Source organism: Vibrio sp. THAF190c (assembly GCF_009363355.1).
Lineage (GTDB): Bacteria > Pseudomonadota > Gammaproteobacteria > Enterobacterales > Vibrionaceae > Vibrio > Vibrio fortis_A.
This window is the reverse complement of the sequence record NZ_CP045341.1, coordinates 135029-157976: the sequence shown is the minus strand read 5'-3', so window position 1 is coordinate 157976 and position 22948 is coordinate 135029. Positions and strand designations below refer to the sequence as shown.

Genomic DNA, 22948 nt, shown 5'->3' with positions numbered 1-22948 from the left:
TAACTGTAATCTTCTCACCTATTTGAAACGCCGCAATATCCGCTATTGTTAGACCTTTTCCACCTTCTTAAATACAACCGTTAGTCCTTCCGTATAGCTAAACCCGTAGCCGTAGGCATACCCGCTTTTGTATGCCTTGCTTTTAAAGTTGTTTCCCTCTTGAACCTCGTAGTTATAGTTACCACTTGTAATCGGTGTCACCGAGAGCACTTCATACCCATCTAGATTGAATTCTTCCACGGCTTTTGCCAGATCGTTAGAGAGCCTAACGGCATCAAGCTGACAATCACTCATGCCCACGACTTCTTCTTCGACAACTTTCTCGGTCACTTTCTGGCGAAACCCTAGGAATCCCTTACGAACCTCTCCTGTTGGGACGTTCTTGGTGGTACTTTTCTTGATCGGTACGCCATAGGCAGGAATGAAAAGGACTTTATTCATAACTTCAACACTCCATATGCTCTTCAAGGGTTATAACCGCGTGTCGCCAATCTGATGCAGTGTGCTCCTGATCTTCAATGTAGAAATAGTCCATTTGCTCTTGGTTTGAATAACCAAGTTCTGCAATCATTCCGTAGATTGACGGTGTATATGTTCGCGCCTTCTTTACCTCTTCAACATCCATGGCCCACCAAAGAATGAGACCATCAGCATCTTGGGTGCAGCAAGTTGCTTCTTTTGGCCAAGGAAACCCACCTTGTTTGAGCATATCCGATAGGGTTATGTTTGCTTCTGGTGCTTGAAGGCTTGCTTCTAAGTTAATGATTATGTCTCTCAATCTATTACTCCACATCGTCCCTAATTTCCGGCACTGACGCTTTAGAACCTCATCTTTTGACGAATATTCATGGTAGCTAAAAACAGCTTCAATGAACTCTGATTCTTCATTAGACAGATTCACGCTAAATCCTTCCTTTGTATAGTCAAAACAAGGTGAGTTCTGGTTCCCATCAATCCCATTTCGTTTTATGACTGTTTTGTTTTCGTTAGCAACGAGACTGTCGTCGTTTTTGTCTTCCAACATAATCAAAACCGTCACTTTTAAGCATTGTTAATCTAGCTTATGCCTTTTTATTCGTGGTGGTAACGGCCTGTTGAGTAACTTGCGAGAGCTCGATGTCATGAGATTCTAAATGTATAAGCAATCACGAGGTAACGTTATGAATAACAACTGGTTTGAGCATTTAGAGACGACTGTAAAGAATCGTATTTGTGGGAGATTTGAGTTACCAAAGTTTGAAGGGAAGAAGGAGTATGGACGTATTCTTTCTTCGATGCCTTACAAGAAGAAGGCCTTGAGTGACTTAGTTGGGGATCCGGATATTACAGATGCCCCTCAAGCGTGTATGGCTTGTTCTCGATAACTTGGTTAGATACCTAACTCCAAAAAATAAAGCGCCGAATTGTTCGGCGCTTTTTCTTTTTCCCGCATAAGGCGTTTAAGGTTGTTCGTTCTTGGTTTTCATACGCTTGTCTTCGCGTCTATCTAGATACTCAATGGCTAGAAAGAGAATGAAGAGAATCGATGAGGTGATCATGCAAAATAGCTTGTAAGATTCGATACCCATAGTGTATTTCCTTTTTATAGACCCTTTCGGGTGTTGATTGGTTATTTGTTTTTGTTCGACTTCGGCTCAAGCATTATCTTTAGTGCCAAGATGAGTAACACTAACGGCGTAGCTAAAACGAAGAGGGAGTGTGCTTTTAACAGTTCAATCATGGTATTTCCTTTTTTAGACCCTTTCAGGTAATTGCCGGGGATGGCGTAGGTGTTGTTAGCCGAGTCCTTACATCTAAGGTGGCCACGTTATCGGCAGTGGCGTTTTGCTTAGGTTAAGCAACATGTTCACTATGACAAACGCTCGTGAATTTAGCAACATGTAATAAAAATGGGGCCAGAGCCCCATGTTTATCTATTACGCGGCCATTCTTTCGGGCCTTGTTTGACGATCCATTAGCTCTTCTCTAATTAGGTCCATATCCCCAACGGACTCACCGCTTTCGTCGGTCATGATTGGTAACCGCAACTTATATAAATATTCCCTGTTGATGAAAGCGAAGGCTTGGCCTTTAGGTAGACTCATTATCGTATCCGGGCTAATGATTGGCTCATGTGCTTCAATTACAACACTGGCTTGTGTTCTGGTACCAAAGAAACTCTCGCCGCTCGCTTTTTCGTCGTCATCGAAACTCGCTTTCGGTGTTACCGCGCCGCCATCCGTTACGGCTCCCTGAACATCTAATCCCAAGTAATCACAACTACCCAATTGGTCTGTAAGCATTTCTGCAGTAGCTTTGTTAGCGATTCGCATCATCCAAATAGAGTTAAAGTTACCAAAAACAATATCGGCAAGAGCCTTGTCACCAAGCTTGCCTTCAACATCCTGTCCAACCTGAGTAAAGGCGAACACGCGTACCCCTGCAGAACCACTTCGGTTCAAAAGAGGGATGAACTCTTCACCAATAAGAGCTTGAAACTCATCACAGAACAACCAAATAGGAATAATGTCTTGGGTGTTACCACCAGGCATCCCTTTATTGGTACCGTAGTTGTTTATCTCACCTGCTTTAGCTACGAGGTCAGCAAAGAACGTGTTACCAACCGCTTCAGCTACAACCTCATCTTGCATACTACTGAATCCAGCATAGAAGATGCCTTTGCGTTGGATGATCTTGTCCCAACTAAATGTTCGTCTTGGATCTTTCAAATTATCAAAGTTTGGTGAAATAACATCGGCCAGCTTACCGGAAGTTAACTTGGTAAGAAGAGGAATAAGACTGGCTGTAAGCTTTGAGGTGTAGGCTTGGTCGGTACGCATGGTAGAACGTAAGCCTTCAAACGACTGATTAATCAGCTTTGGATTTCGTTCATAAAAATCCGTGGTCAGTTTATCGGTGACAACGGTTTTGTGTGCACGCCCTTTAAGCTGCCCCATTTTCAATTTGTCTTCAACTAGTTCCCCTTTAGCGTTCATGTGGAATTTTGGTCTTTCAATCTCCTGAAGTTCTTCTTTCCAAGTAGGGTTGTCACGTTTCATCAGGTAACGCCCATAACGATTAAACAGACCTTCCAAGTCTTCGATGTTAGCCTTCATTGACTTGAATGTTGGGCGTTCACCCATATCTAAAAGTGCAGCCGAAACGTATGTCATGAAGTTGAAAGCAAAATCTTTGAATACCTGCCCGTCACCGCCCCCTGACATCTGGTTTGCGATTCGGCCTGCAATCGCCGTCAATCTAGAGAAGGATGAGATAGCGTTATATCGAGCAGATATTTCAGGTTCGCCTAATAGGAAGCAGTAAAAGTCGTCCTCCCTGCCCAATCGCTTAGCTTCTGACCACATAATCCCTAGGAGCTCTAAGTCACCTTTCGGATCAAATACGCCGGTTACTCCGTCTCTTCTCATTATCATCTGGGTAGCTTGAAAGCGTAACATGACGGTTTTTCCAACCCGGCTCTGGCCCAAACAACAAGTGTGACCAACCATATCATCAAGTTTGATATATATGTCTTCTTCCTCGGCAGCGCCGACACCATGAGTTATAGGTGAACCGCCGACTGGAGGTAGTGGGCGAAATGGGTTATTCAGCTCCAACAACCACAGTATCTTCAGCTTTTGCTTTTTGGATGCTTTGGCGATTCTGAGTTTCAACTTATCTAGAGAGGCGGTGATACCGCGTTGCTCTTTAACCGCCATTGATTTTTCATTTCTACGAAGCCAATGGAAGAACTTTCCCCTCTCGTAGTATTTTTTATATTCCCTTTTTTTGGCATCCCAGACGCGTTGAGAGTGTACCGGCGTAAAATTAAAACCTTTTCCAATCCACTGTAAGTCGTTCGTCCACTTAAGCTGCTTAGGAGTTATCGTAAAAGCTTCCATCATTGTTAGGGAGCGCTTGTACTTTCGAATGAAGATAAGCGATTTGATACGTGGATAGCTTAAACCAATCCCAATCAAAGATATCAATACTTGCCAAGGAAGTGAGAAGCCCAAGAAGTCCGCGTATATCCATACCAACGGAATCATAAAGAGCGAGTAAATGATCGTTCTGATCTCATAGTTCGGCCTTAACCAACCATCTAATTCTCTTTCAGTGCTCATTGAATGCCCCCTTCCTTAGTGAGTAGGATTGGGTAGGTACCTACGCCTACTAGCTTCAGAAACTCGGTAGCATCCATCGGCTGATACATCAGATCCGGTGCGAACGTATTTATTGCTTGAAAGTCAGTAAGGCTCTTTACCTCCGTTACGATAACCGCTGCGTTTAGTCTTCGTATGGCGCCTAAATTAGCTTTAAACCAAGCAAGTGAGTACCTATCGGAACCAATGATTGCTATTGGTCTAGTAATGGCTGCAATTGCCTCTTTAGATAGTTTAACGGTTCGACTTGGCAGTCTAGTGGGTTTCATTGACGTTTGTACCGGGAACACAGAGCGTAGTACTTGGTTATCCAATTGTTCTTTTGTGATTTGCCCTTGTTTATATTTTGCTTGGGCAATCATCTCTTCAATCTGTCTTTTTCTGTTCTCGCCACTGATGTTACTTTCAATCTCGATAACCTCTTGAATATGCTTGGATTTGCTTTCGTCACTGGCCAACAAGACCATGTTCGGATCGCCAAACTTATCAGTATCTACAACTACGTTTCTGATTGAACTTTGAAACAACGCGTTTAGCCTTTTAGTTTCCTTGATTAGAACCTCTTCTAACTGCTTGTCTGTAATGGGTTTTCTATCGTACTTACTATCGGCATCAACCGATGGCTGAGTCTGCTTTCCGGTAGTAATTTTGGTTCCCGTTACCGTCGGGTTAGTTATGTCGGTTGCATAACTGGTACTAGACACTAAACACAATACGATTAGGCAGAAAATTACGCTTGTCGCGCTTTTATTAATAAAACTCATATCCATATACCCTCCTAATTGAGCCGCTGCTTTCCTCTGAGGGTGTCTAGCGGTCATATAGGTATGTTTGCTCGATTAATTGGTTAATCGGCTCTATAGCGCTTTGTGGGGATTTTGATCCTTTTAGATCTTACTTTTCATCCAACCAAATTCTCAGCTGCGTATGGCTGATTCAATTTAACGCTTAAGAGCCTACTCAGGTCGATTCATTGCAAGCTTGTTTTGATTAACAAGGGCTCTCTGATAAGAGCCGTTTTGGATCCGTTTTAGCTTGTCCAAAAACTCAGCTTGATATTTGTCAGCCAACCCATTGTTATTGTTTGGGTTGTGATAGCGACCGGCGGCAACGACCCAGTTCTTGTGAATTCGGTATTGCTCGATAAGTATTTGTGAGGCAATCAATCCATTTTTTGTCGGGTGTGCGAGCTCTTCAATTGAATTGACCCGGTGAGAATGCCACTTCCAGTTAACTTGGAATAACCCGACATCGAATGATCGTCTTCCACTCTCCATGATTTCCTTCGACCTCGCGACCAGTTGTTCGTAACTTGCGAAACGCTCAGGCTTACCATCTAAGTTAATTGAGTAAGGCCAAGGTCTAACCGTCTTGTCATTCATGCGGGCGTTTGTCTCTTGCGCTGCTAACGCATACAAGATGTCTGCAGGGACATGAGTGATTTTTGAGATCTCAATGAAGTAAGTTGGTACGTATATTAATTTTTTTCGACTGTTGTTTTCGGCAGAAACGCTTGTGTGAAACAAAACTGAAATTAACAACACCGACTTTAGAATTAAGCGCATACTTAACCCTCCGTAAGTTATTAATTACTGTGATAACGTGTCGTGCCTTTGTCGGTTCTTGTTATGTAGAAAGGAACCTTGCCACCATTTCGGTACTGCTCAATGTAAGGGTTATCTCGCTTTGCATTGATCGTGATTTGACGGGCAAAAATGTCAGCTTGTGATAAACCAATATCGTTAAGCAATTCGAGTACTGACTTTTCGTTTGCGTTGGTAGCGTGTATGTCGAGCTTGGTAACGTTAGATGTCGACGCTACCGCGAGGGTTAGAAATGTTTTGCAGGAAGTGTCGCAGGTGCTTAAGTCCAAAAAAATTGAACGAAGCTTATCAAAGTTACCTGGTAGTACTTTGGCTAATCCCGTTTCTTGTTTCTTGTTCTTTGAAGCAATGAGAGGATCCAGTTCTGACAGAACCGCATTCGCTGATAACTGGAAAGCAATCTCTCTGTCTCTACGATCCTTTTCTAGTTGATTCATGATTCGAGCGTACTTGCGACGTTCGTTTTCTGTTTTGGCTAAGTTTCCAAGGACAATAGGAGGATCTAAATCAGGCGTCCATGTAGCTCTTGGCGTGTACTCCATGGCGTATTTATATTTAGCCCAATCAGCATTTCCGAGATTCCAGTTACGTGCTTTTACTTTATCTTTTTCTGTAAGGGTGATTTCAACACCATCCACTTCATAACTGTTGGTCGCGTTGCCAGTAGTCGTATCTATAACTTGAGTCTGTTTTACTTCAAGTGGTGGTGTATAAACAGCCGAGTTAGCCGAGAAAGCTAACAAGGCTGTAGTCGTTAGAAGGCAGTTAGAAAAACGCATAAGATTTACCCCTCTTGCACTAAGGTAAATTTGTCACCAGATAAACTTTCAATAAGTACGCTATCACTGGTGATTTTTCTTATTTGGTATTGCCCTACTTGGTCACCTTCGATGATAGGGATTGCACCACTAATCATATCTGATAGCTCAGCGACTCGTTGGCTCCCATGGCTAACAATGCTTTCTAACTTAAGAGGTCCAATTTTTGTGATCACTTCACCGTAAGTTGAGTCTAGGTTGTTTTCTTGATTCCTTGCTTTTTCAGACTTTGAAACTGAAACTTTTTTGCCTTCTTCAAGATCGAGCATTTGCTTGTAATCTTCTAACTTTTTAGCGATTAGCAATTCCGAGCTTAAACTTTGTTCATGTATCTCCTTAATTGAAACTCTAAGACGTTCGACCTCTTCTTTTGTTTCGAGTGAAATATTTTCAGTGACTTTCAATTGGCCTAGACGTTGACTGATTTCTTCTAAGCGTTGTGATCGTCTGTTTGACTCTAATTCAAAATTTCCAATCTCGTCTTCAAGCTTTGCTGCAACATTGTCGATACGTTGTTTGAGACTTATTATCTGATTTTCCATTTCTTCTACCGATTCATTAACCCCAATGTATTGGTCTAACTCTGTTCGCAGGTTTTGAAGTTCCATCTTCATTTTTTCCATCTCTTTTGCAGATGGGTTCGGACTACTATCATCAGACATACTAACCAAGTTATAAAACTGGTCATTATTAAAAAAGTAGAAATAGCCGCCACCGACAACTGCACTGAGTAGAACTACACCTCCTATCAATCCAATCAGACTGGTTTTCTTTTTTTTCAATTCACCATCAGTCTTCGTAGCTTTTCCTTTTTTATTGGATTCAGACTCATGAGTCTGCTCAGTCGTTTCAGACGATAGCATTTCTGCAGGCTCACTTTCGTTGCTGTTACCAACGGTTACACTATCGCTACTTTGATAGACAGAAGCTTTAGTTTCAGATTCTTCTACTGCATGTACACCTTCACCTACAGTAGAGGTTTCTAGTTTTTCATTTGGGTCGCGCTTGTTTTCATTTCGCATCTTTAGTACACCTCAGTTAATTAACTGGCGTTATCGTGATTATTCTACTTTCCTCGTTGACGCTGATTTCAAATCCAGCACCAACGATAGTCTCGACGACTTGAAGTGTCGTTGAACGTTGAAAACTCCTATTCGTTATTGGAAGTTTTAGCGAATAGAGATTGAGAGTTTCGTAGTCCGTTTTCTTCAAGTCTTCGAGTGAATATCCCGACAAACTGAGGGCATAGTTTATGGACTGCCCGATGTACTTTATTGATGATGGAAAACTTAATGAGGTAACTTTAAGAAGCGGGTACTTTTGTTGAAGTTCCGTATCTACCTTTACCTGCGTATAACCACCCACATCCATAACTAGATTTTCGGTAACTTTTTGAGTATGCCTGTCTGATGCATGAACTGAAAAAGAAACTGCGAATACAAGTAAGGTCATTCTACTTTTACGCATTGTGATTTCCTGATGTTTAGTTAGCTAACTAACAACTAGACGCAAATCAGGATTCAGCACCTTTTTTAAGATTCCGCATTTTTGGCAGACTAGGCAACCAACCAAAAATCTATGAAGATAAGCTCAAGGTAGGCCACCTACATATAGCTTATCTTCATATATTTTATATAGTGAAAATCGCCTCTGAAAAACTCAATCTAAAATCTCACTTATACAACCTTATGTGTATGCTTTTCCAGAAAATCATATCTCACTTTACTAATGATTATGTACGAAATTCCAAGATTTAGTGGTGAGACGCAAGTTTTCGTATCCGCAATTCCAGTTTTTTTTGTATGGGACCTAAACTTTTTGGCTTGGGTTCCATAATTTGATGTATGAAAATCCAATATAATATGAATGTTTTCATATGCATATGAATGTTTCTTTGATGTGTGATAGCTCTGGCTTATATGGTGAAATAGTCTGTGTTTGGAACAAAAAAAGCGCCTATTGATACCCAATAGACGCCTTTAAGTTACGGTGCAAAGTTATTTTATTTGTATAAGTTTTTCAGTTTTTCGTAGATACCGCTATCCAAGATGTCGTTTCGATGAGATGAAATTTCTGGAGCACAATCTGCACGAAGTTCCAAGTAAATCACTTCTTTTGAAAGCAGTACTTTATTGTTCTTTTCGAACGCCTTTTGAACCTTCGCTGTATTATAAGCGAGGTCTTCCCTGCTGATTCCTGTGCTTGTCCACAAGTTAATTTGAGCTAGTACTTGTCGAAACTTTTTCTTTAAGACTTCGCGTCTTTCTTTGATGTCTTTTACCATTAGAATTGAGTACTGATCGCAATAGAAAAGGAAGTAAAGAAGCGTATCAAGTTCTTTCACAAGCCAGAGAAGATTGTATGAAAGCCTATGAGCTAGTGTTATCTCAACCGAGAGAGAATGACTGTTTTTTGAAATGTTAATTTCAGCACTTGCAGTATTGAAGTGTTGCTCAATCAACTTATGAATCTTCGCCTGTTCTTCACGATAAAACTGGCCAAGATTGAAAATCGACATCTCTAAATTTAATAGCAGTTGATCTGCAAATGGGTCATCTTGTCGTACCGCCGTTAGGATCTTTGTTAGCTTTGTATCGAACCAATCTACACCTTGAATAAAGTGTGTTCCGTTTCCTCTTGGACTGCCTTTTTTTGAGAAAAGCATTAGAGGTGCGGCCTTGGTGTTGAACTCAATTTTGACCGATGGAATATCAGGTTTATTTTCAGTCATCGTTCCAAAAAGTGCTAATTCACTTGTTTCGTTTCCACCAATCTTACTTATCGAATTAAGATCATTTGGCTTAATATGCTCGTCGAAGTTTGGGCGGTTTTTCTGCTCTGTCATAGCTGTTTTCCTTGCATTTTTTGTTCGACTAAATCGAAGATTTTTTGCGAAGTGGTCATGTCGATTTTGTTAATGTATTGACCACTTTCATCTGCAACTCTGATAAGCGCATCCAATTTAATGAAGCTCGATTTGTGGTCTATTTTGTCGGCTATTTTTTCAAATGTTTCCTCCAACTTTGCCAAGCGAAACTGCTTAACTTTGATGTTGTTGTTTGTGTAGTTAGTGCTTATTTTGGAACGAGAAATTTCAATTTGAGGCGATAATATCGTTTTAACAGCCTTACTTGTTCGTTTTGAAGAACCAATCATTTTGAATAGAAATGGATTAGCTGTAGCTGATGCTTTTCTTGCGAATAGCTCGATAAGAATTTCGTACTTATGGACCATTCTTTTAATCAAAAGTCGGCCTTTCGCTGTGTCACTAATATCACTCAATGGAGTGATGGACTCGTAGTCTGTTACGTCTTCATTTGCAATCGCGGAAGCTTCAAAAAGAGCTAAAGAAAGCTGCTTTTCTAAAACGGTATTCGCAAGCTCTCTATCTAAATGAAAGTGTGATGTCAGCAATTCTAAACATTCATTATCGGGCTTCGACATGATTTCATTTATTAACATTGAGTCGCTAAGTACTGCGTCTTCAATTGCGCTTGTAAGCATTAGTTTTTGGCTAAATGCGTGACTCTTAATTGGCATGAACGACGTCCTCCATGATGGCTTTCATGAAAGCTTTAGTTGGCTTTTCATGCTCAAAAATAGAATGCTCTGTACGAGCATGAATAGAGTCGATTAACTCAACAATATTAATGCTCCCACATAATAGAGACTTCGTGATTGCTACTTGAACTGCATCGAGATCTAGTGGCTTAAGAGAAGGAGTATGTACATTCCAGAACTTGCTTGTGATCGTACTGAAGGTCGTCTGTTGAGAGACCCTGACCACTTTTCTAAGAGCCAACTTGTTTCTTATATCTCTAGGAATACTCATAGGTATTTAAGCTCCTTAACTGAGAGCGCTAGTGCGTCATTGACAATTGGATACAGGGCAGACAATGCAAGCTCAGGGTCAACGTCAAAATCATCTTTGATTTGTCCTATTTCACCTTCATCACACGTTGTATTTTTTAACAGAACAAGGGCTACCAATTTCAAAAACTCGAAGTAAAAATTTGTATTATCGAAATACTTTGATAACTCATGTAAAGCTCTACGATTATCTTCGGAAAGCACCATGGCAAACTGCTCTACGCTAGAAATACCGGCAAAATTTAAAGCTGATATCAGTTTTGATAGCTCGACAGAAAAGTTGGTTTTAGTATGTTTCGTAAGGTCAAGATCTAGGTGAATGATGCCGTTTGAAACCTCATGAGCTGACAAGTATTTACTTAGACCTTTTAAGCGACGAGTGTGGTTTGTGAACGTAACTCCACTCTTCGTAAAATCTGAACTCATGAACTGTGAAAAACCGTTTTTATCAGCTTCTTGAACGAATTTTTCTAACTCCGTAAATGACGAAAATGGTTGCTCAATAATGTGTGGAATCGTCTTCTTTAGTCGTCTTACATAGTAGATACATTTGGCCTTATAACTATCAGACAGTTCATTGAATCCATCGGGTAGTTCTGGCAACGAGTTTACAATCTCGTTGATGAATTTGGTTCCTGCCCCCATAAACTTTCCTTTTTCTCTAAGCTACTTTGAAGTTCATAAACTAGTTACAACTGGCTAGTTCGGTTTTTAATCTCGTCGAGTGGTACGTTGTGCTCTTTGCTTAGATTGGTGAGGGTGTTTTCTAAAATGCTTTGAAATCGCTTTGACTCTTCGGCCTGAACTTCTCGTTCGAGCATGACTTCTTCAGTTACTTCTTTAACCGTGTTAGCCAATTTTTCGAGTTGCGGATCAGTTAACGATAAAACTTTCTTCTTTAACTGGTTTTTGGTTCCTATAACTTTAAGAAGCTCTTGGGTTGGTGCTGGCAAATTCGGTTTCTTACTCATTAAATATTCCTTTTAAGTGGTCGAGTTATGACATTTCTATTTAGTCTATTCCCCTGGAAAACAGCAGTTACAAAAAAATCGGTACTTTCGACCGAGATTTCTAGTAATGAAAATTTAATTCATTCAAATCAGTCAGTTAAATCTGTTTCGGAAGTTGTTAAAGATTCAAATAATCCCAAAGATGTGATGTTGTTCCTAGAACCAGAAACAATTCTAGACCGTGAGCAATGCAGGTATTTAGTTGGAGAAATCAAAGAAATCGCTGGTTTGTCAGATGAGAAGTTCGACCTATATTATCGTCCAGCGATTTTGACGTTTGCACGTCTCTGTCAGAGTGTTGGCGCGTCATATCGAAACCATCATAGTGAGCCGTATGGTTTGATAGAACACTCCCTAGAAGTGGCTATGTATGCAATGAGGAAGAGTCAAGGATGTGTGTATTATCCAGACAGAGAAGTTGAAACTATTCAGTGGTTAGAACGAGTTTTCATGTATGCCTGTTTTATAGGTGGCTTACTACATGATGGGGCTAAAATTTTTACAAATTTCCGTTGGTACACTAAGAATGACAAGAACAAGTGGATGCTCTTCAATCACATGATCCACAAGATTCCTAAAGAATCTGACGCTGTTCAATACCGTATTAAACCCTATCAAAATAAAAAAGGTGTCAATGTATATCACCAATCTTCTCACGAACTTTTTGCTGCTAATCTTTTTCAGGACGTAGTGCCACAAGCTGGTATGGAGTGGATCGTTAGCTATAGTGAAGAACATTGTGCAGAGCTGTTTATTGATTTGGTACATACTCTAGCTTCTGACTATTCTCTGGGCCACGAACTTGGAGAGTGCGTTAAGTGTGCTGACCAAGAATCAACTGATGATGGAATAAAGAGGTATCATGAGGCAAATAACAATCGTGATTTTGTAGACTTGTCTGATCCTAACTTACCTCTTTTTGAGTCGTTCAAGTCGATTATCAAAGAGGTTGTTAAGAACCCAAATAGCTTCAACTTAGTAACAAATAAGGTTGCTATGGGAAAATATAGCCATATAGAAAGGTTCGGTAACCTTATCTTTTTCTCTGCAAAAAGTGTGCTCCCTATATTAAAAAAGCGTCTGTCGGATAAAGGTATAAGCCTGCCTAATGACCAGGCAATTTTTACATTGATGGCGGATAATGGTGTTACTTTAGCTGCTCCTTCTGGAGACACGTTTTGGTGGGTAGAGTTTTATAGTGAAAACAACTCAAACAAATCGAAGGAAGTGTCCTATTTTGTGGTTGATTGTACGAAGTACAATGATGTTGCACTAAAAGACCTTCGGACTTTCGATGTTAAGTATAGGTTTAGTGATAAGTCTTTGTGTTTAGACGAAGATGACGAAGCCTTGCCATATTCAGAAGAGAATTACCAAGAAGTATATTCTCTTCTTCATGATTCTGAGTATGAACAGTTAGACAAGAACAAGGCTGCTGAAGACGATCCCATTGAAGCCGTAGGGAAAGAAAGCGAGGTTGTGGACACCTCCAATTCAAATGAGCAACCTAAACTTCTTGATCAAGAAGTGGAAACAAAAGAATTAAAGGATGGTGCTTCTGGAGATGACGATGAAGCCAACAAGTCGCAGCCAAGCGTTATCTTCGGAAATAGAAAACCCACACTAAATGAGAATGAACCGGCAGGTTCCCTGCCGAGTTCTAAACAGGCCCAAGTACCTCTTCAGGTGTCCCAAACAAGCGTAGTTGCTCCACCAAGAGAAACAACCCCAGTCGTTCCTCCTTCGACATCGAAAAGTGGCAAAAATCAAACTAATAACAGCACAAATCAGAAATCAACTAGTAAACAAGGTATTGAGAAACAACCATCAAGTAAGAAAAAATCTAGAAAATCAACTAAAACGTCAATGAGCAAAGGTTCTATGTTAGACAAGGCGATTGGTGTGGGTTTAGGGTTAGACCCTAAAGCATTGAATAGCTCAAACCGTTCTTCAGTGGGTGTAACTAATGGTCAAACACGAGCGAATGTGAAAAAAGGCGCTCCTGATAAAATTCAGAAGAAAAATTCAGTAGTTGAAAGCAATAGTAAAACTGATTCTTCAACGGGTCATCTTCCAGTTAGTGAGACGCCACCAATTTCTGCGTATGAACAGATTGACTCAAGTGACGATTATAGTAATGAGAGTTTACAAGACTATTTTGAGATGAACCCACAAGACCTCTCAGACAGTCCTCCAGATCAGCACAAAATAGCTGTAATGAATGACAATGGTGAAGAAGTTCCTGAAGATGAGAGACCTTTCACTATGGATTCGAGAATCAATAAAGGGCCTCATACATGCAAGCTCAGTGATCGCATGGAAAAATTGTTGGCCAGAAACCATGGGTTAGGCTGTGAAGCGGATACAAGCATTTATCAATCGGATTCTGACCAAAAATGTCTTACAAAGTTACTTACTACTTGGATCCCCTATATTGAGGCCGGCCTAGAGAATAAAACCGTTCGAGCAAATGAGCCAAGTGCTCATATCGTGCATTTGCGCCAAGGAGTATTTTTTGCTGAGCATGAGTTTAGAAAGACTTTTGCGGATGAGCTCGTTGATGATTTATTTAGTCAACTCACTAATTGTGCAGCAACATTGCTTTACGATGGAAAACCGAATTTTGGTGTTGAATTTGAGGATGGTAGTAAGCAATCGGGTGTCATAATCACTGTAAGAGCATTTAAGCCCCATAATGAAAATTTACCTTTATACCGTTCTGCCAAGCTTTTAAAAGGAAATGGCTAGTAAAAAAAAGCGTAGATCGTTGCTTACATCGATCTACGCGCCCCGTGGCTTTGAGGCAAAGTATCAAGAGGATACAAACACAACAGGAAGGTTCAAAAAGTTAATTTCCGAAAATTGAATCTTTTCTTAAGTTCAACTCTTCTAGCATCGATCGACATCCAACTTTTGCATCACGCAATCGACGATTTATTGTTGCTGCAGCTACCTCACTTTGAGCTGCAATCTCGCTTGTGGTCATTCCTTCCACTTCTTTAAGGTAGATAATCTCTAACTCTCGAACGTAGAGCTCTTCTGGGGCGCTATCTTTAAAGCATTGTAGTGTTTTTTCAAAATCACGTTGTAGAATCTCAGGGCTACCTTCGATGTCGTCATAATCAGTAGCAAATGACGAATCTAATACTTCATTGAATTGTACCTTTTGTACCTTTGTCTTTCGTGGCCCACGAATAATAGACAGGTTTCTGTTGAAGTCGATGATTGCGTGTCTTAGCGCCGTTGTCGCATAACGAATGAATTCTAAATAGGTATCCGTTTTAATGCGTCCTTCATGTAGGAAACAACAAAGCTCAAAGAGCTTTGTATCGATAATCTGTCTACACTCAAGAAGGTCATCTTGAGTGTTAGCGAAACTATCATAACGAATTATGTTATCTATTTTTTGGGATAGATCTTTTCTCGCAGCCACAAACAATGGTTGCGGTAAGCAATTTTCGAATGTTAAGTCATCCATGATTTTAAAAGCCACCTGGTTGTTTATATTGGTAGATATTATCTACAAAGCATTGCTTATTAGTGTACGTTGTACGTTTGTTATAAAGTTGCAACTCTTTGTATAAATATAAACCGATTTTCTGAAATAATTACAGTTAATTATTCATTCAAATTTCGTATATCCGTGAGTTAGATCCTATTTTTGAAAAAAGGTTGTCATGGATATGTCAATTCAAGCACGAATTTACTGTGGTTATACTTTTTTATCTAAGGTTATGAAAATATTATGAATATCGTCATTTTCGGTGCCACCGAATCGCTGATATTTATGGATTTTGCGCAATCGATAAAATTATCATCCAATCATAGTCTTAGAGTTAAGAATCTACTTATATGTCAACACTTGAGTGTGGTGATACGAATCAATTTTCTCCTTCCTTCTTGCTAAGTTTTCCGCCCCAAAATGAAACCAAATTGAGATATAGGAGAGAGAAAGTCAGAAATAAATTTCCATATATCTGATGTCAATATGTGCGTAGATAGAGTGAAATATTGAAGCTATTACGAAGTGTTGACATATAAGTAGATTCTTTAGGTTTAACCCCCTCTTGCATGTGCAAAAGGGGGCTACCATTGAACAATTGAATTATTGGCCAAAAGGACGGTCAGTATTCCAGCGTTCATTTTTAGGAGGCTTTGCGTATTGTGAAGTAGCAGGTTGCTGCGATGCTTCTTGGTACTGTCTCGGTGCAGGTTGCTGCGGTGCTTCTTGGTACTGTCGCGGTGCAGGTTGCTGCGATGCTTCTTGGTACTGTCGCGGTGCAGGTTGCTGCGATGCTTCTTGGTACTGCTGCGGTGCTTCTCGGTACTGTTGCGGCGCAGGTTGATCGCTACTCCGCTTTTGAGCTGGATCGCTCAAGATTTGTACACGATGGGACCAGTCATTTACAACGATATCCATCACATAGCGGCTTATACCGTTATCATCGTACGATCTAGTCTCAAGAGCGGCTTTTACCTCAACCAGCATACCAACTTTGCAGTGGTTCAAAACGAACTCCGCAGGTTGGCCGTAAACGTTGATGTAGAACTTGTTTGTCTTTTGTACAGGCTCGCCAGTTTGTCTATTTCGCCATTTTTTCGTGACGTATAAAACAATCTTCGCGGCTTGACCAGAACTAAGAACTACTTCTTCCGGATTTGCGCCAAGGTTACCAATTAAACGCATTTCATTTTCATATGCCATGATATTTTCCTTCTATAGACCCTTTCGGGTTAATTTGTTAGTAAGCCGCGCCCTACATTTAGGGTGTTACATAAGCAGCTGTAACGTTTGCTCTAAGAGCAAAATCGATTAACTGATATCTTGCCTTCGTAAAGACATATATCGCTTAAACGAAAAGTTGAGGGCATTTACCCTCAACTTTGTCAATTTCTTAATTAACAACATCTAAACTTGGGTCATATATTGACTCAAGACCATGATCATCTGCTGCGTACACAGAGAACTCAGGTAGATGGTTGTCGTAGGACGGAACAATAGAAGCCGAGTGAGTGTTATCATTAACGACTCTCTCTCCGTGATCCGTTTGAGTAGAGTTAGCTGTTGCGAACATCGAAGCAATTGAAGTCTTAATTGGAAAACCATCATCATCGCGGTCAAGTTTACCTGCCGGATTAGTTTGGAATATCCCCTTACGTAAAAACGTTGGTACATCAAGTTCAGAAGAATCTCGTTCACAGCTTAAATCATAAACATGCGTTGATTTTGAGCTGTTTGCTTTGAGTGTCTTTAAGACACTATTAGCTTCATAGAAAACTTCATCATATTGATTGGATAACTTCTGTCGCATCTTTTTATTTTTCACAGCTTGTCTAAATTCGGTCTTCTTCTTGTTTAAGATGACACCCTTTTGGAAAAGCCTCCCCCATTCTTTACAGGCAATAATAAATTCTTTAGCCACGTTTAACGGGAGTTTTAAAACCCAGACTAAACCTTTACCCAGTAAAGATAGGGTTTTGCAGAAGACATTCCACACCATTCCAGCCAACAAACCAAGGGAGTTAGCTAACTGCCCAAGAAATTGAACTATCAAATGCGGTAATGCGACTAGTGCTATGGCACAAGCAAGAGCAATAAATAAAGTACTCATAAGTGTTTCCTTTTCAAATAGACCCTTTCGGGTTCGTGTAGTGGGTTTAGGTGTATAGTTTAAGGTGCTGCTCTAAAGCGCCTTTTTTTGGTAAGGTAAACCCTAACTGGATTAGTTCTTTATAAGCTTTATCCAAAGTAGAGTACCTTCTATCCATAAGTGGAATTGATTGATGGTATACAATGACATTGAACCTGTCGGTTACATACGTATCCTTGACTATGCAAGCTACTTGTTCATTGCAGTTCTTATTGATTGCTTCAACAAAACCACCAGGGCATTGAATCTTATACGAGGATTTAATCATGTAGATCAAGTGGTCCAAGTATTGTTCAAGTCTTCTTGCTAAATCATCTTCATCATCAATGTCTAGTAGATAAAAGGCATCAACGTTCCCATGATACAGCTCAATCGAATCTTGATAGAATTCAATTAGGTCTTCATAGCTATCCATTCGAACTCCTAAGCAAGAAAGATCGAAATTCGAGTATTAATATACTCTTTGGCCACTATGGACATACTGTCAACGAACTTTAATACGCATGCGATAGGCACAATCAAGTTCGCAACATTAAAGCCATAAACCATAAAACTGCTTTCTCGTGTACACCAGATATAGAACAGAGCTAGTAGACAAAAACAGTTAATCAGAAAAATAGCGTTTAAAAACTTCGCAAATAAACGAACTTTTCCTTTTACGAAAGGGACGTTTAAAAGAGACCATACAACAGCTCTACTACAAGCATTGTCATAGTAAATCAATAACATAAAGTGTTTCCTTGTGACGATAAAGCCGGACCCTTTCGGGTAAGAAGTGATGTTTTGAGCCGAACCCTTCATTAAGGGAGTCACGTAATCGGCGGTGACATTTTGCTACGGATAGCAAAAATAAGTACATTGCTTAAACAAACGTTTAGCGATGCACTCAATATGAAGAGTTAAGTGAGCCTTGCGGCTAGTAGGATAGAACAACGTTATAAATATATGCGTAATGTTCCGTAGCGTCAACGACTATTAGGTTAACTAGGGGGTGTTCGGTTTCTACGACCGACTTGCGCCGTAAATATGCGTGTTAATCTGTATATGAGGACTAATAATATTCGGAGTTTTGATCATGTTTATGGAAATTTTTCAGGACCTAACCACTATTCAACTTGTAACAATCGCAATTTTGGCTTTCGTTTTTTGTCACAAGCTAGGCTTCAATAAACCATATTATCTTTTTGTAGGCTTTGTTACTCAGGTCATCGTCGATATTTGTACTGACCAAAAATAGAAACGGCTGCGAATGAGCAGCCGTTTTACTATTTTCTATGTTTCTTACTATTCTCTCGAGCTAATGCGGTTCGTTTTAATCCGCTTTCGTATCGTGCGCGGGATGCTTCAAGCACTTCCTTGGGTGCATCTAGTGTTATGTCTAAGGCGAACCCGTGAGCCTGCATTCTTTCAAGCTTCGCGATTGGAATATGATGGCGAACCCCCAAAACTTTGTAGATATTATTCGACGGATCTATAGGCATAACTTGAATCATCAATAGGTGATCATCATCAGTGAGCATTAGACAATCGTGACCAAATTTTTCTCTCATCTTATCGAGCATTTTCGAGTTTTTGTACACGATGTTAGTCATCTTTTTAAGCCCTTCAAGAACTGCTTGGTATGGGCGCGGGACAATTGCCCCTTCAACTTCTAGTTGAAACTTCATCAACTCACTATTCATCCACTCTTCAACTGAACGATAATCAACAATCATTTTTCCGAGTGCTGTTTGGAAGTAATCATTTGAGATGATGTTAATGTCTACTACCTTATTGTAGTTTTCGAAAACAGAATCTTCTTTAAGATAAGAGTCGACCCATGATTTATCGGTGGACATAGATACTGACGCGCCGTAAAGGTAACCAGCTGCCGGTGAAGATAGAGCGGCAAGGGCACTAAATCTATTGAAAAATTCTTGGTCTACACCTTTTCTATCAATGAGGTTAACACTCTCTGGGTTGCTTACTTCGATGTGCAGCTGATCGCGACGAATAGATTGATTATCATCTGAGTAACCAAATGCATTAATACCACTATTTGAGACGATATGTTTCGCAGCTAGCGTTTCGATATAAGCAATATGTTCAGACTTCAGTTTGTTAGGAGCTCTAAAGAACCTAATCTCTAGGCGCCCTACTCCGTCTCTAAACATAGAAAAGTCATGCTTGTACTTCTTCTTGTGAAAGTACATATCGAGTTCGCGATTAAAATCGATCTTCCAATAGACATTGATAAATGAGTCTTCACCTTTAGTGAAGAAATGAGATTCGTCAGTGTAAATATGTAAAGTATGGTGATTCATTTGTGTTTCCTTGTTAGTAATGCCTTTCGGCGGTTCCCATTTTAAAAGGCTTTCAAAAAATGAAAACCCTTTAAAATGAGGGTTGCCCCTCATTGTTTATGTAACAATCTCTCTCCATCGATGTACAATCTCGGGAAAACCATAAGGCCCGATCTCGCATAGAACGTCTAACCAATCTACTGACTTTCGACTTCCTAAATCCATAGGAGGTGTAAGTCGAACGACACTATACCCTTCGTGTAATAATCGCTCTTCTAGTTTCTTAGCTTCTCTTTCGCCTGTTTTCGAAGCATCTTTGTCTTCGAAGATAATAACGAATTTGACGCCATCTCTAGGTTGATAGTTACCAAGACCTCCTGCATTAATACTACAGTCCATTGGTAATTGCGAAACATGCTTAACGGCTAAAACCGTTTCGAATCCTTCACCAACACCAACTACTGGAGATACATCATCGATGTAACAAGCACAGCCAGTAACTTCAAGTCCCACACCACCAGGCATCATCTTTTTGACTTCAAATCCAGCTTTAGAAAAGTCAGCTTTTTCGCCTTCTTTATCCAAAAAGATTCGATGTAGTCGCTTAGGTTCACCATACTTGGTTCGCACCATTAGCAACAGACAAGGATGATTGCCCATATTAGCGTTTACAGGAGCCCTTACGTTATCAATCTCTTTCTCAATGAAACCACTAAACGCCCAGTGGTTTTTGCAGTAAGAAATTAGTTTCTCTCTTGCTAGTGCATCCTCCGGTTCTCGATCTTCGCTTGGGTGCGAAATCGGAATGAAAAACGGCATAGCTGGATGAAACTTAACCTCTTTTTTCATCATACCGTGTAAGGTTGTTATACCTCTTTTAGCAAAATACTTTGCCGCCGGTAACGCGATGTCATTGTTTAGAAAGACTGATTGTTCCCATGCATCATTCATCTTTTTAATAAGACGCTTTGAGTCTTCTAGCTCTGAGGGCGTAGGCTCTTTTGGACCAGCAATACCAACATTTTTTTTAGTATTCGCCTTCGGAACATAGTTTGGGTCAGGTCTGAAACCAATTGCGTGTTTGACCTCATTAGCCGCAGCTGGAAAGTCACAGTTATTGAAACTCATAATAATGTCGAAACGCGAAAATCGCGTACGGCACTTATGGCAATATCCGGCTCCCGTATGATTGGCATCATCAAACAAAACAAAGTTCCCAGTAGGCTTGCCCCCTTTGGTTTTTGGCCAAAGTTTATGTTCACTACATGAGTGATTAGGACAAATATCAAATCGCTTACTGTTTTTGGTACCTACGTATTGAATAGCCCCCTCTAAAGGAGTTGTTTTTTCTAAGATACTTAGCCAACCCTCGGCTTCAACAGCATCATAGAACTGCGCATTTTCAGCAGAATAGTCTCTACTCATTGTCATTTCCTTCTATAGATCCTTTCGGATTAAAAGGCACATACTTATTAGTATATGCCCCGTTTTTCGCTAAAAAATCTAGATAACTTCTTTAGCAATGTTTAAAAGCTCCCTCGGTAGGTCACTAAAGTTTTGAACATAGATCCAGTTGTTGGCACCATAGATTCCATTAAAAATACTATGGGCTCTTTGGCTGACGCCGACACCGAGTGCGATTACACAAATACCTTCCTTTCTCATGGTCTGAACCATGTTAAAAGTTGATGTTTGATCGTTCGGTTCACCGTCAGTGACCATAATGGCCACCTTTTTTTTGCCGCTCATTCGTCTGAATGCTTGAATTGATGCCCAATATGCTTCGGTTGCAGGTGTCCCCCCAGTTGAACTTAGTGAAAAAATACGACCTTTCACTAATTGGTCGACACGTTGGTTAGGCTTTTGTATCTCTACAATACCATTCCCTCCGAACCCATAAGCACAAGTGTTTGCCCCATCAATCTTACTAAGACAATCCAATAAGGCAAAGCTGGCAATTTGAACTGATTTAATATTGCTGCCCATTGAGCTTGAATAATCAGCCAATACCGCCACATCACAATTCACTTCATCACGTTCAGTAAACTTACGCTTAAAAATGCGAGTATCACCAACTATAAGTCGATGAGCCTTGCCTTTAGCTAGTCTGCGCCCCTTACGGCCTGTGACTCGTTGTGATCTAGTTTTATCTTCCATCAATCTAACTAGTCCATAACGAAGCTCACTTGTCGTTTGAGATGCCATGTCGACCGCACAATCAATTTTAGCCTGAGAAATGTTAACACTTTTTTCAGTTACAGCTCCTAAAGCATATTTTTCTTCAGTTGTTAATGGAAGTTGGTTGTCACTATCTGACAAAATGTCTTTTAGTAAATCGCCCAAGTCACCACTACCTAGTTGATCTTGCGTTTTCGCTATTGTTTCTTTGATGGCTTCAGTCGCTTCCTTGGATAAGGATTCTTTATTCTCGGAATCGACATTTTGACCACCAGCGCCTTTACTAGACTTTCCATCTTTCGAGTCATTTCCATCAGGTATGCCACTTTGTGAGTTACCATCGAAATTTCCATCGTCAGATTGATTTGGTTTCTCTCCGCTTTGAGTACTAGCAGTTTCACCTTCTGAATTATCATCATCGGTACTACTAGCATCACCGTCGGGCCCGTCGCCGTTAGAGTCATCATTTGAACTATCACTACCATTTTGAGGTTGTGATTTGTCTTTAGAGTCGTCTGAATTACCGCCTTGATCTTGATTGCTTTCCGAATCAGATTTCTCTTCTTGGTCAGCTGCTTTAACGAGATAGGTAAGAATCTCCTTTGAAAGATCAAGAGCTTCAGTTGTCGACTTTGTGAAACGAGCTTTATCAAGTAATTGATTAAAGCTGTACATGAATATTAAGTTGAACTTTCTATTCATAGCTTCTTGTAGTTTCACCGTATCTTCATCCCAAATTGGGTAATTGGGGATAAAACCGCGTATGTAGTTAAATACATAGTCGACAAGTAATTCATTCAAACCTTTGTCTTTATTGCTTTCCCAGTCATACTTTAGAACTTGTAAAGTTAGTTCATCAAAGTGCTTTTTTACTCCGGGAAAGTACTCAACTTGAACTGCTTCGATACGAGTATCTTCAACTACGTTGAGTAGCCAACCTAGGAAGGGATTAGCCTTCTTAGTTGCAATAATAAGATCAATGTCAGAGTCTCGAATATGACCGGCCTCATGAGCACAGTATCCCCATGTCATAGCCAGATATTCAGGCTTAGGCTTGGGAATCCAAACCGTTTTCCCGTCTGTACACGCCATACCTCTAGTGTTGATTTGAATATCAATATCAAACTCATCAGCATACACGCCAGAGAGTACGATGATGTTTTTACTTAGATCCATAATGTGTTTCCTTTTAGATAGACCCTTTCGGGTTCATGTAGTAATGATGTTCCGCGACTCAACAATTTGAGCGTTACCTTAGCGGAAGTAACATTTACTCCGAGGAGCAAAACTTTAAGGCACACAAATTCAAGTAGAAGTTGGGCAATAGAATGGTGGGAGGTGTTGGAAGTCTAGGATTATGCACGACCCACTATAAGAAACAGTCACTCTTTCT

Annotated in this window: 23 protein-coding genes; 2 read left to right on the top strand and 21 right to left on the bottom strand. The window is 40.3% G+C overall.

The window, feature by feature from the left end; translation table 11 throughout:
• Positions 1-48: 48 nt before the first annotated feature.
• Both FIV04_RS25960 and FIV04_RS25955 read right to left on the bottom strand, forming a co-directional pair.
• Positions 49-441: a hypothetical protein gene (locus FIV04_RS25960; protein ID WP_152471310.1), complete on the bottom strand. Its 393-nt coding sequence runs from the start codon at positions 439-441 to the stop codon at positions 49-51.
• Positions 442-445: 4 nt separating this feature from the next.
• Positions 446-901: a hypothetical protein gene (locus tag FIV04_RS25955; RefSeq protein WP_152471309.1), complete on the bottom strand. Its 456-nt coding sequence runs from the start codon at positions 899-901 to the stop codon at positions 446-448.
• Between the two features lie 259 nt (positions 902-1160).
• Between FIV04_RS25955 and FIV04_RS27070 the strand changes: the two genes are divergently transcribed.
• A complete protein-coding gene (locus tag FIV04_RS27070) occupies positions 1161-1364 on the top strand; it encodes a hypothetical protein (protein WP_172974342.1) in 204 nt (67 codons plus the stop codon).
• A gap of 75 nt (positions 1365-1439) precedes the next feature.
• On the opposite strand, the gene FIV04_RS27365 is transcribed toward FIV04_RS27070, so the two are convergent.
• From FIV04_RS27365 to FIV04_RS25900, 12 genes are all read right to left on the bottom strand, one after another.
• Positions 1440-1568, bottom strand: coding sequence for a hypothetical protein (locus FIV04_RS27365; RefSeq protein WP_301339530.1), 129 nt, complete (start codon positions 1566-1568; stop codon positions 1440-1442).
• Positions 1569-1916: 348 nt separating this feature from the next.
• Positions 1917-4103, bottom strand: a complete 2187-nt coding sequence (gene traD / locus FIV04_RS25950) for a conjugative transfer system coupling protein TraD (protein WP_152471308.1) — start codon at positions 4101-4103, stop codon at positions 1917-1919.
• Entirely contained in the window at positions 4100-4912 is an 813-nt protein-coding gene (locus FIV04_RS25945) for a DUF2859 domain-containing protein (RefSeq protein ID WP_172974341.1), read from the bottom strand. The genes traD and FIV04_RS25945 overlap by 4 nt, the downstream gene beginning before the upstream one ends.
• Positions 4913-5098: 186 nt before the next feature.
• On the bottom strand, positions 5099-5707 hold the full coding sequence (locus FIV04_RS25940) for a transglycosylase SLT domain-containing protein (RefSeq protein WP_152471306.1): 609 nt from the start codon (positions 5705-5707) through the stop codon (positions 5099-5101).
• Between the two features lie 20 nt (positions 5708-5727).
• Positions 5728-6525, bottom strand: a complete 798-nt coding sequence (locus FIV04_RS25935; RefSeq protein WP_152471305.1) for a hypothetical protein — start codon at positions 6523-6525, stop codon at positions 5728-5730.
• 5 nt (positions 6526-6530) lie between these two features.
• The gene (locus tag FIV04_RS25930) at positions 6531-7586 is read right to left on the bottom strand and encodes a hypothetical protein (RefSeq protein ID WP_152471304.1); all 1056 of its coding nucleotides are present in this window, start codon (positions 7584-7586) and stop codon (positions 6531-6533) included.
• 16 nt (positions 7587-7602) lie between these two features.
• Positions 7603-8031: a hypothetical protein gene (locus FIV04_RS25925; protein WP_152471303.1), complete on the bottom strand. Its 429-nt coding sequence runs from the start codon at positions 8029-8031 to the stop codon at positions 7603-7605.
• A 535-nt stretch (positions 8032-8566) separates the two neighbouring features.
• Entirely contained in the window at positions 8567-9409 is an 843-nt protein-coding gene (locus FIV04_RS25920) for an AcaB family transcriptional regulator (protein WP_152471302.1), read from the bottom strand.
• Positions 9406-10104: a hypothetical protein gene (locus FIV04_RS25915; protein ID WP_152471301.1), complete on the bottom strand. Its 699-nt coding sequence runs from the start codon at positions 10102-10104 to the stop codon at positions 9406-9408. The genes FIV04_RS25920 and FIV04_RS25915 overlap by 4 nt, the downstream gene beginning before the upstream one ends.
• On the bottom strand, positions 10094-10396 hold the full coding sequence (locus tag FIV04_RS25910; RefSeq protein ID WP_152471300.1) for a hypothetical protein: 303 nt from the start codon (positions 10394-10396) through the stop codon (positions 10094-10096). The genes FIV04_RS25915 and FIV04_RS25910 overlap by 11 nt, the downstream gene beginning before the upstream one ends.
• Positions 10393-11079, bottom strand: coding sequence for a hypothetical protein (locus tag FIV04_RS25905; RefSeq protein WP_152471299.1), 687 nt, complete (start codon positions 11077-11079; stop codon positions 10393-10395). The genes FIV04_RS25910 and FIV04_RS25905 overlap by 4 nt, the downstream gene beginning before the upstream one ends.
• A gap of 44 nt (positions 11080-11123) precedes the next feature.
• Positions 11124-11405, bottom strand: coding sequence for a hypothetical protein (locus FIV04_RS25900; RefSeq protein ID WP_152471298.1), 282 nt, complete (start codon positions 11403-11405; stop codon positions 11124-11126).
• A 27-nt stretch (positions 11406-11432) separates the two neighbouring features.
• Between FIV04_RS25900 and FIV04_RS25895 the strand changes: the two genes are divergently transcribed.
• The gene (locus tag FIV04_RS25895; RefSeq protein WP_152471297.1) at positions 11433-14192 is read left to right on the top strand and encodes a TraI domain-containing protein; all 2760 of its coding nucleotides are present in this window, start codon (positions 11433-11435) and stop codon (positions 14190-14192) included.
• A gap of 100 nt (positions 14193-14292) precedes the next feature.
• Here the strand turns inward: FIV04_RS25895 and FIV04_RS25890 are convergent, their stop codons facing one another.
• From FIV04_RS25890 to FIV04_RS25860, 7 genes are all read right to left on the bottom strand, one after another.
• Positions 14293-14922 carry a hypothetical protein gene (locus FIV04_RS25890; RefSeq protein ID WP_152471296.1) on the bottom strand — a complete coding sequence of 210 codons (630 nt, stop codon included), beginning with the start codon at positions 14920-14922 and terminating at the stop codon, positions 14293-14295.
• A 627-nt stretch (positions 14923-15549) separates the two neighbouring features.
• Entirely contained in the window at positions 15550-16149 is a 600-nt protein-coding gene (ssb, locus tag FIV04_RS25885; RefSeq protein WP_152471295.1) for a single-stranded DNA-binding protein, read from the bottom strand.
• Between the two features lie 190 nt (positions 16150-16339).
• A complete protein-coding gene (locus FIV04_RS25880; protein ID WP_152471294.1) occupies positions 16340-17056 on the bottom strand; it encodes a hypothetical protein in 717 nt (238 codons plus the stop codon).
• A 46-nt stretch (positions 17057-17102) separates the two neighbouring features.
• Entirely contained in the window at positions 17103-17510 is a 408-nt protein-coding gene (locus FIV04_RS25875; RefSeq protein ID WP_152471293.1) for a hypothetical protein, read from the bottom strand.
• Positions 17511-18360: 850 nt separating this feature from the next.
• On the bottom strand, positions 18361-19398 hold the full coding sequence (locus FIV04_RS25870) for a hypothetical protein (protein WP_152471292.1): 1038 nt from the start codon (positions 19396-19398) through the stop codon (positions 18361-18363).
• A gap of 96 nt (positions 19399-19494) precedes the next feature.
• Complete coding sequence (locus FIV04_RS25865; RefSeq protein WP_172974340.1) at positions 19495-20802, bottom strand: toprim domain-containing protein; 1308 nt, start codon at positions 20800-20802, stop codon at positions 19495-19497.
• Positions 20803-20880: 78 nt separating this feature from the next.
• Positions 20881-22731 carry a VWA domain-containing protein gene (locus tag FIV04_RS25860; protein ID WP_152471290.1) on the bottom strand — a complete coding sequence of 617 codons (1851 nt, stop codon included), beginning with the start codon at positions 22729-22731 and terminating at the stop codon, positions 20881-20883.
• Between the last annotated feature and the right edge of the window lie 217 nt (positions 22732-22948).

Excerpts from the sequence above, each read along its gene's own strand:
- FIV04_RS27070 (WP_172974342.1), top strand. The coding sequence starts at position 1,161 with ATGAATAACAACTGGTTTGAGCATTTAGAGACGACTGTAAAGAATCGT.
- FIV04_RS25960 (WP_152471310.1), bottom strand. The coding sequence starts at position 441 with ATGAATAAAGTCCTTTTCATTCCTGCCTATGGCGTACCGATCAAGAAA.
- FIV04_RS25910 (WP_152471300.1), bottom strand. The coding sequence starts at position 10,396 with ATGAGTATTCCTAGAGATATAAGAAACAAGTTGGCTCTTAGAAAAGTG.
- FIV04_RS25925 (WP_152471303.1), bottom strand. The coding sequence starts at position 8,031 with ATGCGTAAAAGTAGAATGACCTTACTTGTATTCGCAGTTTCTTTTTCA.
- FIV04_RS25890 (WP_152471296.1), bottom strand. The coding sequence starts at position 14,922 with ATGGATGACTTAACATTCGAAAATTGCTTACCGCAACCATTGTTTGTG.
- FIV04_RS25920 (WP_152471302.1), bottom strand. The coding sequence starts at position 9,409 with ATGACAGAGCAGAAAAACCGCCCAAACTTCGACGAGCATATTAAGCCA.
- FIV04_RS25935 (WP_152471305.1), bottom strand. The coding sequence starts at position 6,525 with ATGCGTTTTTCTAACTGCCTTCTAACGACTACAGCCTTGTTAGCTTTC.
- FIV04_RS25875 (WP_152471293.1), bottom strand. The coding sequence starts at position 17,510 with ATGGATAGCTATGAAGACCTAATTGAATTCTATCAAGATTCGATTGAG.
- FIV04_RS25945 (WP_172974341.1), bottom strand. The coding sequence starts at position 4,912 with ATGGATATGAGTTTTATTAATAAAAGCGCGACAAGCGTAATTTTCTGC.
- ssb (WP_152471295.1), bottom strand. The coding sequence starts at position 16,149 with ATGGCATATGAAAATGAAATGCGTTTAATTGGTAACCTTGGCGCAAAT.
- FIV04_RS25940 (WP_152471306.1), bottom strand. The coding sequence starts at position 5,707 with ATGCGCTTAATTCTAAAGTCGGTGTTGTTAATTTCAGTTTTGTTTCAC.
- FIV04_RS25915 (WP_152471301.1), bottom strand. The coding sequence starts at position 10,104 with ATGCCAATTAAGAGTCACGCATTTAGCCAAAAACTAATGCTTACAAGC.
- FIV04_RS25905 (WP_152471299.1), bottom strand. The coding sequence starts at position 11,079 with ATGGGGGCAGGAACCAAATTCATCAACGAGATTGTAAACTCGTTGCCA.
- FIV04_RS27365 (WP_301339530.1), bottom strand. The coding sequence starts at position 1,568 with ATGGGTATCGAATCTTACAAGCTATTTTGCATGATCACCTCATCGATT.
- FIV04_RS25930 (WP_152471304.1), bottom strand. The coding sequence starts at position 7,586 with ATGCGAAATGAAAACAAGCGCGACCCAAATGAAAAACTAGAAACCTCT.
- FIV04_RS25870 (WP_152471292.1), bottom strand. The coding sequence starts at position 19,398 with ATGAATCACCATACTTTACATATTTACACTGACGAATCTCATTTCTTC.
- FIV04_RS25860 (WP_152471290.1), bottom strand. The coding sequence starts at position 22,731 with ATGGATCTAAGTAAAAACATCATCGTACTCTCTGGCGTGTATGCTGAT.
- traD (WP_152471308.1), bottom strand. The coding sequence starts at position 4,103 with ATGAGCACTGAAAGAGAATTAGATGGTTGGTTAAGGCCGAACTATGAG.
- FIV04_RS25900 (WP_152471298.1), bottom strand. The coding sequence starts at position 11,405 with ATGAGTAAGAAACCGAATTTGCCAGCACCAACCCAAGAGCTTCTTAAA.
- FIV04_RS25865 (WP_172974340.1), bottom strand. The coding sequence starts at position 20,802 with ATGAGTAGAGACTATTCTGCTGAAAATGCGCAGTTCTATGATGCTGTT.
- FIV04_RS25895 (WP_152471297.1), top strand. The coding sequence starts at position 11,433 with ATGACATTTCTATTTAGTCTATTCCCCTGGAAAACAGCAGTTACAAAA.
- FIV04_RS25880 (WP_152471294.1), bottom strand. The coding sequence starts at position 17,056 with ATGAGTACTTTATTTATTGCTCTTGCTTGTGCCATAGCACTAGTCGCA.